The sequence below is a fragment of the Sphingomonas bacterium genome (genome assembly GCF_903643035.1).
Taxonomy (GTDB): domain Bacteria; phylum Pseudomonadota; class Alphaproteobacteria; order Sphingomonadales; family Sphingomonadaceae; genus Sphingomonas.
Genome location: NZ_CAHJWW010000130.1, coordinates 1 through 8334, shown reverse-complemented (window position 1 = coordinate 8334; position 8334 = coordinate 1). Strand labels below are relative to the sequence as shown.

Annotated in this window: 11 protein-coding genes; 6 read left to right on the top strand and 5 right to left on the bottom strand. The window is 70.4% G+C overall.

The window, feature by feature from the left end; all coding sequences use genetic code 11:
- Both HUV01_RS09410 and HUV01_RS09405 read left to right on the top strand, forming a co-directional pair.
- A partial coding sequence (locus tag HUV01_RS09410) for a helix-turn-helix domain-containing protein (protein WP_302480039.1) occupies positions 1 to 218 on the top strand: 218 nt, incomplete at its 5' end.
- A 115-nt stretch (positions 219 to 333) separates the two neighbouring features.
- Complete coding sequence (locus HUV01_RS09405) at positions 334 to 945, top strand: superoxide dismutase (RefSeq protein WP_174298021.1); 612 nt, start codon at positions 334 to 336, stop codon at positions 943 to 945.
- Between the two features lie 54 nt (positions 946 to 999).
- Here the strand turns inward: HUV01_RS09405 and HUV01_RS09400 are convergent, their stop codons facing one another.
- On the bottom strand, positions 1000 to 1716 hold the full coding sequence (locus HUV01_RS09400) for an inner membrane-spanning protein YciB (protein ID WP_174298020.1): 717 nt from the start codon (positions 1714 to 1716) through the stop codon (positions 1000 to 1002).
- Entirely contained in the window at positions 1713 to 2654 is a 942-nt protein-coding gene (ftsY, locus tag HUV01_RS09395; RefSeq protein ID WP_174298019.1) for a signal recognition particle-docking protein FtsY, read from the bottom strand. The genes HUV01_RS09400 and ftsY overlap by 4 nt, the downstream gene beginning before the upstream one ends.
- Before the next feature lie 199 nt (positions 2655 to 2853).
- Between ftsY and ffh the strand changes: the two genes are divergently transcribed.
- The 4 genes from ffh (at position 2854) to rimM (ending at position 5479) form a co-directional block, all read left to right on the top strand.
- Positions 2854 to 4347: a signal recognition particle protein gene (gene ffh, locus HUV01_RS09390; RefSeq protein WP_174298023.1), complete on the top strand. Its 1494-nt coding sequence runs from the start codon at positions 2854 to 2856 to the stop codon at positions 4345 to 4347.
- Positions 4348 to 4402: 55 nt separating this feature from the next.
- The gene (rpsP, locus tag HUV01_RS09385) at positions 4403 to 4786 is read left to right on the top strand and encodes a 30S ribosomal protein S16 (protein WP_174298018.1); all 384 of its coding nucleotides are present in this window, start codon (positions 4403 to 4405) and stop codon (positions 4784 to 4786) included.
- A 65-nt stretch (positions 4787 to 4851) separates the two neighbouring features.
- A complete protein-coding gene (locus HUV01_RS09380) occupies positions 4852 to 4992 on the top strand; it encodes a hypothetical protein (RefSeq protein ID WP_174298017.1) in 141 nt (46 codons plus the stop codon).
- 46 nt (positions 4993 to 5038) lie between these two features.
- Complete coding sequence (gene rimM, locus HUV01_RS09375; RefSeq protein WP_174298016.1) at positions 5039 to 5479, top strand: ribosome maturation factor RimM; 441 nt, start codon at positions 5039 to 5041, stop codon at positions 5477 to 5479.
- Between the two features lie 63 nt (positions 5480 to 5542).
- On the opposite strand, the gene HUV01_RS09370 is transcribed toward rimM, so the two are convergent.
- From HUV01_RS09370 to HUV01_RS09360, 3 genes are all read right to left on the bottom strand, one after another.
- Positions 5543 to 7024 carry a carotenoid oxygenase family protein gene (locus HUV01_RS09370; RefSeq protein WP_254606530.1) on the bottom strand — a complete coding sequence of 494 codons (1482 nt, stop codon included), beginning with the start codon at positions 7022 to 7024 and terminating at the stop codon, positions 5543 to 5545.
- Positions 7021 to 7338 (bottom strand): antibiotic biosynthesis monooxygenase family protein, encoded by a 318-nt coding sequence (locus HUV01_RS09365; protein WP_174298015.1) that lies wholly within the window; start codon positions 7336 to 7338, stop codon positions 7021 to 7023. Before HUV01_RS09365 ends, HUV01_RS09370 begins: the two co-directional genes overlap by 4 nt.
- A gap of 125 nt (positions 7339 to 7463) precedes the next feature.
- On the bottom strand, positions 7464 to 8334 hold an 871-nt coding region (locus HUV01_RS09360; RefSeq protein WP_217430969.1), incomplete at its 5' end, for a cytochrome P450.

Here is an 8334-nt window from a genome sequence, read left to right as displayed (position 1 = left end):
CGGCCGCCGCGGCTCCCGATCCGCACGACGAGGTGGTCGCCGCCTGCGAGGCGGGGCCGTCCGACTTCAGGAGCCGCGTCGCCCGGTTCGAGCGCGAGCTGCTGGCGCGCAGCCTCGCCGAGCACCGTTTCAACCAGCGCGCCTGCGCGCAGGCACTCGGGCTGAGCTACGACCAGCTGCGCCACGCGCTGAGGCGGCACGGGCTGATCGGCGGATAGTCTCCATACCTCCGGGATGGGCGGGGAAGGGAACGGGACCGCTTGCGCGCCCACCGCCCCGGAGCCAAGGAACGGCCGGGGCGTTCAGCGCCCGACCACCCACAGGAGACGTCCGATGGCCTTCGACCTTCCCCCGTTGCCCTATGCCTATGACGCGCTGGAGCCGACGATCTCGAAGGAGACGATGACCTTCCATCACGACAAGCACCACAAGGCCTATACCGACAAGCTGAACGAGGGCGTCGCGGCTGACCCCAAGCTGGCCGGCAAGTCGATCGAGGACATCCTCGGCATGGTCTCGTCGCTGCCGCCGCTGGTGCGCAACAACGGCGGCGGGTTCTGGAACCATGACTTCTTCTGGAAGATCATGGGTCCCGCCGGCGGCGGCGGCCCGAGCGGGAAGCTGGCCGAGGCGATCGACGCCTATGGCGGCCTCGACAAGCTGAAGGAGGATTTCGGCACCAAGGGCGTGGGCCAGTTCGGTTCGGGCTGGGCCTGGGTGATCGCGGACTCCTCGGGCGCGCTGAAGGTCACCTCGACGCCGAACCAGGACAACCCGCTGATGGACGCCGTCGCCGACAAGGGCACGCCGATCCTGGGTAACGACGTGTGGGAGCACGCCTATTACCTGACGTACCAGAACGACCGTCCCGGCTATCTGAAGGCATGGTGGACCGTCGTGAACTGGGACGAGGCGGGGCGCCGGTACGAGTCCGCGGTCGGCTGAGCCGCCGCGGGGACGTGGGGGGGCGCCACGACGGGCGCCCCCTCGCGTGTCGCGTCACTCAGGCGGCAGCTCGCGCGTCGCCGCATCGCCGCCGTCGAGCGTCAGGCCGTGGCGCATCAGCATCGGCACGTTGGCGATCGCGAACACGATGGTGATCGGGATCGCCACCCATACCTTGTAGAGCACCCACACTGCCGGATCGTCGCCCGGCCGCGGTGCCGTCAGTCGCCATACCGCCTCGTTGACGATCGCCATGCCGACGAAGAAGATCGTCCAGTTCACCGTCAGCCGCCGCCATCCCGCCGGCGAGAGCCCCGGATAGGCGCTGCCGAGCAGCTGCTGGAGGAGCGGGCGTCCGGTCGCCAGCCCGAAGCACAGCACGCCCGACAGCGTCACGTAGACGATCGTCGGCTTCACCTTGATGAAATTGGGGTTCTGGAAATAGATCGTCAGCCCGCCGAACACGACGACCAGCCCGCCCGAGATCCACAGCATCGGCGATATCGCGCGCAACCTGACGAGGCTGACCAGCATCGCCCCGATCGTCGCGACGACGAAGGCGGCGGTGGCGACGATCACCTTGGCGATCACCAGCGCCTCCATCCGCCCCAGCCCCGACAGCGATCCGGTGGTCGCCACCACGATCCGGCGCGCCGCCTCCCCCGGCATCAGGAAATTGGCGAGAAAGAACACCACCAGCGGCGCATAGTCGATCGCGACGCGCCAGCCGGGCGATCCGCCGGCGGCCCGCGGGGACACGTTGCCGTTCATCGCGCCACTCCTGCGTCCACGCCGGCGATGATGCGCGCGACCTCGTTGGGATCGAACGGGCGCAGGTCGCCCACTCCCTCGCCGACGCCGATCGCGTGGATCGGCAGGCCGAACCGCTCGGCCGCCGCCACCAGCACGCCGCCGCGCGCGGTGCCGTCCAGTTTCGTCATCACCAGCCCGGTCACCCCGGCGACGTCCCGGAAGACCTCGATCTGGTTGAGCGCGTTCTGGCCCGTCGTCGCGTCGAGCACCAAAACGACGTCGTGCGGGCTGGCCGGGTTGATGCGGCCGAGCACGCGGCGGATTTTGGCAAGCTCGTCCATCAGCTCGCGCTTGTTCTGGAGCCGCCCGGCGGTGTCGACGATCAGCACGTCCGTTCCGATCTCCGTCGCCTTCTTCACCGCGTCCCACACCACGCCGGCCGCATCGCCGCCTTCGGGTCCGGTGACGATCGGCACGCCCACCCGCTCGGCCCAGGTGCGCAGCTGGCCGATCGCGGCGGCGCGGAACGTGTCGCCCGCCGCCAGCATGACGGCGTAATCCTGTTCGAGGAACAGGTGCGCGAGCTTGGCGATGGTGGTCGTCTTGCCCGATCCGTTGACGCCGATGACCAGGATCACTTGCGGGCGCGGGAAGGCGTCGATCTGGAGTGGCCGCGCGACCTTCGCCAGCGTCGCCTCGACCTCGTCGGCGACGACCAGGCGGATGCCCAGTTCCTCCATGTTGCGCTCGACGCCGACGTCGGCGAGGCGGGCGCGGACATGGCTGGCGGTCGCGGGGCCGAGATCGGACGCGATCAGCGCCTCCTCGATCTCGTCGAGCTGTTCGTCGTCGAGCCGGCCGGTGGTGATGCCGGCAAGGTTGCCGAGCAGGCGATCCGACGTGCGCCGGAAGCCGCCGAGCAGCTTGTCGTGCCAGGTGGGGGAAGGGGGTGCCATCGCCCGCGCCTCTAGGGCGGGGCGGCGTCGAAGTCACGATGCTTGCCCAACTACGTCGTGCAACGTATAGCGCCTGGATGTTTTCGCGAGGCGGCGCCCTTCGAACGCGCTGGCCGGCGAGGTTTCGCCCGCCGGCGCTTTTGCGTTGGGCCTGCCGAACGACCTGTCGCTCAACCTGCCGTTCGAGGAGTCCAAGCCCATGTTCGAGAGCCTGAGCGACCGGCTTGGCGGCGTCTTCGACCGGTTGCGCGGGCGCGGCGCGCTGACGGAGGCGGACGTGCGCGCCGCGATGCGCGAGGTGCGCGTGGCGCTGCTGGAGGCGGACGTGGCGCTGCCCGTCGCGCGCGAGTTCGTCGACAAGGCCACCGAGCAAGCGATCGGCCAGAACGTGCTGCGTTCGATCACGCCGGGGCAGCAGGTGGTCAAGATCGTCCACGACGCGCTCGTCGCGATGCTGGGCGGCGCCCCGGAGAACGCGGGCGAGACCGAGCTGGAGCTGAACGTCGCGCCGCCCGCGATCGTGATGATGGTCGGCCTGCAGGGATCGGGCAAGACGACTACGACCGCCAAGATCGCGCGCCGCCTGAAGGAGCGCGGCGCCAAGCGGGTGATGATGGCGTCGCTCGACGTCAACCGGCCCGCCGCGCAGGAGCAGCTTGCGACGCTGGGCACGCAGGTCGACGTCGCGACGCTGCCGATCGTGGCGGGGCAGCAGCCCGTCGAGATCGCGCGCCGCGCGCTTCAGGCAGCGAGGCTCCAGGGTTTCGACGTGCTGATGCTCGACACCGCCGGCCGGCTGCACGTCGACCAGGCGCTGATGGACGAGATGCGGGCGGTGGCGGACGTCTCGCAACCGCAGGAGATCCTGCTGGTCGTGGATGCGCTGACCGGGCAGGATGCGGTCAACGTCGCGCGCAACTTCTCCGATCAGGTGCCGCTGACGGGCGTGGTGCTGACGCGGATGGACGGCGATGCGCGTGGCGGCGCGGCGCTGTCGATGCGTGCCGTCACCGGCAAGCCGATCAAGTTCGCCGGCACCGGCGAGAAGCTCGATGCGCTGGAGGCGTTCCACCCCGAGCGCGTCGCGGGGCGCATCCTGGGCATGGGCGACGTCGTCAGCCTCGTCGAGCGCGCGGCCGAGACGATCCAGGTCGAGGACGCCGAGCGTATGGCGGCCCGCATGGCGAAGGGGCAGTTCGACCTCGACGACCTGCGCGGGCAGCTCGCGCAGATGCGGCGGATGGGGGGCATCGGCGCGCTGGCGGGCATGATCCCCGGCATGAAGAAGGCGCAGGCCGCCGCCGCGGGCGTGGACGACAAGGTGCTGATCCACATGGATGCGATCATCACTTCGATGACGCTCAAGGAGCGCGGCAAGCCCGAGCTCATCAACGCCAAGCGCAAGATCCGCATCGCCAAGGGTAGCGGCACGTCGGTACAGGACGTCAACAAGCTGTTGAAGATGCATCAGGAAATGGCAGGCGCGATGAAGAAGTTGCGCAAGATGGGCGGCCTGAAGGGCATGATGGCGATGCTCGGCAAGGGTAGTCCGGGCGGCGGCATGGCCGGGCTCGGCAACGCGCTGGGCGGCGCGGACCTGGGTGGCATGATGGGCAAGGCCGGCGGCCTGCCCGGGCTGCCGGGCGCCGGGGGCCTGCCGCCGCAGTTCAGGGGCGGCTTCGGCCGGAAATGATTACCCGGAGCGTCTCTGCTCCGATCCGTTCAACTACCTAATCAAGGAACTATCGATGTCACTCTCCATTCGCCTGTCGCGCGGCGGCTCCAAGAAGCGGCCCTATTACCGGATCGTGGTGGCGGACGCGCGCAGCCCGCGCGACGGCAAGTATCTGGAGAAGATCGGCACCTACAACCCGCTGCTGGCCAAGGACTCGGCAGAGCGCATCCAGCTCGACGCCGACCGTGCGAAGCACTGGCTGGGCGTCGGCGCGCAGCCGACCGACCGCGTCGCCCGCTTCCTGGACGCGGCCGGCATCAAGGAGCGTGCGGCGCGCTCCAACCCCAAGAAGGGCGAGCCCGGCGACAAGGCCAAGGAGCGAGCCGAGGAGCGCGCGGAGAAGCTCGCCGCCGCGAACCCGGTACCGGAACCCGCCGCCGATACGGTCGAGGCCTGAACTGCGCCTCGCACCGTTTCGCATGGTCATGCGTTGGAAGGCTTCCATAAGAGGAGCCTTCCGCCATGACCAACCCCAATCCGGATCCGCGCACCGCCGCCGATGACGACGAGGACGCCACCACCAACCGGGGCGAATCGGCCAAGGCGCCGGCCGAAGGCGACGACGACAGCGCCCCCCAGCAGCCCGGCTCTCCGCAAGGCTGAGCCGGCGACCGGCGCCCGCGCCGCCGCCGATCCGTCGGTGGTGGTCATGGCGGCCGTCACCGGCGCGCACGGCATAGGCGGCGAGATGAAGGTGAAGCCGTTCACCGACGACCTTGCCGCCTTCCGTTCCTTCAACGGCGGCGCGCTGACGCTGGCGTCGCTGCGCGGACTCGTCGCCCGGTTCGAGGAAGTGGAGGACCGCGAGGCCGCCGAGCGGTTGCGCGGTACGTTGCTGACTGTCCCCCGCGCCTCGCTGCCGCCACTGGGGGAGGGCGAGTATTATCATGCGGACCTGATCGGCCTGCCCGTCCACGACATGGAAGGCACGCTGCTCGGCCATGTCGCGGCGGTGGAGGATTTCGGCGCGGGCGACCTGCTGGACGTCGAGCGGGCGGACGGACGGCGCTTCATGGTGCCGGTCGCGATGGCGCAAGGCGTGCTGGCGCCGGGCGGGCGTGTGACGGTGGCGGCGGACTGGGCCGCCTGAACGCGCACGTCGCCGCGCGCCGTCCAAGTCAAGTCAGCCCATGCCGGATCAGCCCATGCCGGATCAGGTCGGGCGCGGCGCTTCCAGCCAGGCGCCGTGGATACCCGGCGGGATACGGTGCGGGATGCGGACGATTGCGACGGGCGGCGCCTCCACCGCGCGAGCGTCGAGTATCTCGAGCGCGGTGGTGCGCCCGTCGGCGTCGATGACCAGGCCCATCAGCCAGCCGTCGTCCTCGTCCGCATCGGGAGATCGCGGCACGAAGACGAACTCCCCCGCCACGCGTCCCGGCCCGAACTCGTGCAGGTGCCGCGTCCCGCGTTCCAGATCGTGCTTCAGCAGCGGAGCCTCGCCTACCAGCGTCTCCGTCAGCTGGTCCGGCAGGCCGAGCGCGTAGACGTAGCGATAGGGCAGGCCGGTGCGGCGTTCGTCGATCGTCGGCAGCTCCTGGGGCGCGGGATCGATGCGGACCTGCCGCACCGTCCCGTCCTGCGGGTTGATGGTCCAGCGTTCCAGGCCGCGCGGCTGTTCGTCGGGAGCGACGTTCTCACCGGCGAACATCCGGTCATAGGCGATGACGTCGAGCGCGACGCGCCCGTCGGGCAGGTCGAACGCGTTCGCGGTATGGAAGACGAAGCAGGGGTCGAGCGGGAACCAGCGGATGTCGTCCGCTTCGCCGTCGCGCGGCAGGAGCCCGATCCGCGCGGCGTGCTTCTCGTTCCAGCGGTACGGGAAGCCGTGCCCCGCCAGCACCACCCGCATCGACAAGGTGAGCGGCAGGTCCATCACGATGACGTACCGCTTCGTGATGGCGCAATCGTGGATCAGCGGCCCGTGCGCGACGGGAATCGTGATCGATCGCCTCACGCGGCCGGCGGTATCAACGACGTTGTAGCGGATCCGCCTGGGATCGGTCGCCTCGTAGCATAGCGCGTGGAGTTCGCCTGTCGCCGGATCGCGGCGCGGATGCGCGGTGAAGGAACCTGGCAGCGTGCCGCCGAAATCGTCGTACCGCTGCGCCTCCAGATGCTCGTCGAAGCGGACAGGCGTGCTGCCCGCCTCCACCAGCGCCCATCCGCTGCCAGCGTGGGCGAGCACGCTGGTGTTGACCGTGTCGAAGACGTGCCGGGGTCCCGGAGCCGCGGCGACGTGCCTGGCCCTGGCCACCTCGGTCGAGCGGATCCAGCGGTTGCGGTACCAGAGCGCACGGCCATCGCGGATCCGGATGCCGTGGAGCATCCCGTCGCCGGTGAAGAAGTGGTAGGAACGCGGGTCGGGCGCGGCCGGGTTGGGGCCGATGCGCACATAGCGGCCGTCCAGCTCGGGCGGGATGACGCCCTCGACCGCCAGGTCGTCCAGCGTCAGCTCCTGCGTCATCGGCTCGTGGATGCCGGTGAGCAGCGGATGCGGTGCATCGCGCGGCGGCAGCATGCGCCGGTTGAGCGCGGCGATGGCCATGACGATCGGGGACGTCACCGCGCCGACCACGCGCTCGACCGCTTCCGACGCGCGGGCCAGCGTCGCCGGACGCCTGAGGTCGGTCACGATGCGCCGACCGTCTGGATGACCTCGAAACCCTCGAAGCGGGGCGGCCCGAGGTACAGCGGCTTGTGGTCGCCCGCGCCGCGATGCGCGGCCCGGAAAGCCTCCGATCTGGTCCACGCCTCGAAATCGTCGCGCGATCGCCAGATCGTGTGCGAGGAGTAGAGGACGTGGTCCTCGGCCACAGGGCCGCGCAGCATGTGGAACTCGACGAAGCCGGGCACGCCGGCCAGATGGGAGTCGCGCGAGAGCCAGACCTGCTCGAACGCCTCCTCCCCGCCGGGAGTGACCTGGAAACGGTTCATGGCGATGAACATGGGCGGCTCCTGTACCGGCTGATGGCCCATAGGTGGGGAAGCGCGCAACCGGACGCGATGCCATGGCGCCGAAAAAGCCGGGCATCCTCCCAAGTCGTCGGCTGGCCCGCCGACGCGGCGCGGTTTCAAAGCGTCGACATGACCAGCGGCATGCCGTTTTCCGGCCGCAGGGTGACGCGGCCCACCGGGCTCGGCCGCTGGCCGGGCGACGTCGCGAAACGCCGCGCCGCCAGCCAGTGCGCCAGCACGGTCAGGGCCTCCACGATCGAGAAGCGCGCGCCGACGCATACCCGCGGACCCGCGCCGAACGGCAGGTATTGGTGACGGTGCAGCAGCGCCTTGCGCGCCGGCGAGAAGCGCGCCGGGTCGAACGCGTCCGGCCGGTCCCACAGTTCGGCGTGCCGATGCACGACGAACGGCCAGATCGATACGATGTCGCCCCTCGCCACCCTGACGCCGCCGAGATCGTCGGCGGCCAGCGCCTCGCGGTCGAGCCGGGGCGCCGGCGGGTACAGCCGCAGCGCCTCGTCGAGCGTCGCCCGCAGGAGCGGCAGGCGCGTGTCCAGATCGCCGACCTCGCCGGACGACAGCGCGGCGCGCGCCTCCGTGCGCAGCTCTTCCTGGAGCAGGGGCTGCGCCGCGAGCAGGTAGATCGTCCATGTCAGCGCGTTGGCGGTGGTCTCGTGCCCCGCCACGTAGAAGGTGATGGCGTTGTCGATCGCCAGCTCGCGCGCCTCGGCCGCCGGATACCGGGCGAACAGCGCGGCGATTAGGCCGCCGAAGAAGTCGTCGCCGCCACCGTCCGGGCCACGCTCGTCGACCATGGCGCCGAGCGTCTCGCGCAGGAAGCGTCCGCCCTCCCGCGCGCGACCGGTGCCAGGGCCGAGCGAGGGCAGGCCCAGCAGGGCCGAGACGCGCGCCCGGCCGGAGCTCGCCGAAGTTGTTCCCGGTGTCGGCCGTGTTCGTCGGCAGAACGATGGCCGAGATCGTGTCGCC

Coding starts and splice junctions, on each gene's coding strand:
- rimM (WP_174298016.1), top strand. CDS start 5,039: ATGGCGGCCGTCACCGGCGCGCACGGCATAGGCGGCGAGATGAAGGTG.
- HUV01_RS09400 (WP_174298020.1), bottom strand. CDS start 1,716: ATGAACGGCAACGTGTCCCCGCGGGCCGCCGGCGGATCGCCCGGCTGG.
- HUV01_RS09405 (WP_174298021.1), top strand. CDS start 334: ATGGCCTTCGACCTTCCCCCGTTGCCCTATGCCTATGACGCGCTGGAG.
- HUV01_RS09380 (WP_174298017.1), top strand. CDS start 4,852: ATGACCAACCCCAATCCGGATCCGCGCACCGCCGCCGATGACGACGAG.
- ftsY (WP_174298019.1), bottom strand. CDS start 2,654: ATGGCACCCCCTTCCCCCACCTGGCACGACAAGCTGCTCGGCGGCTTC.
- HUV01_RS09365 (WP_174298015.1), bottom strand. CDS start 7,338: ATGTTCATCGCCATGAACCGTTTCCAGGTCACTCCCGGCGGGGAGGAG.
- rpsP (WP_174298018.1), top strand. CDS start 4,403: ATGTCACTCTCCATTCGCCTGTCGCGCGGCGGCTCCAAGAAGCGGCCC.
- ffh (WP_174298023.1), top strand. CDS start 2,854: ATGTTCGAGAGCCTGAGCGACCGGCTTGGCGGCGTCTTCGACCGGTTG.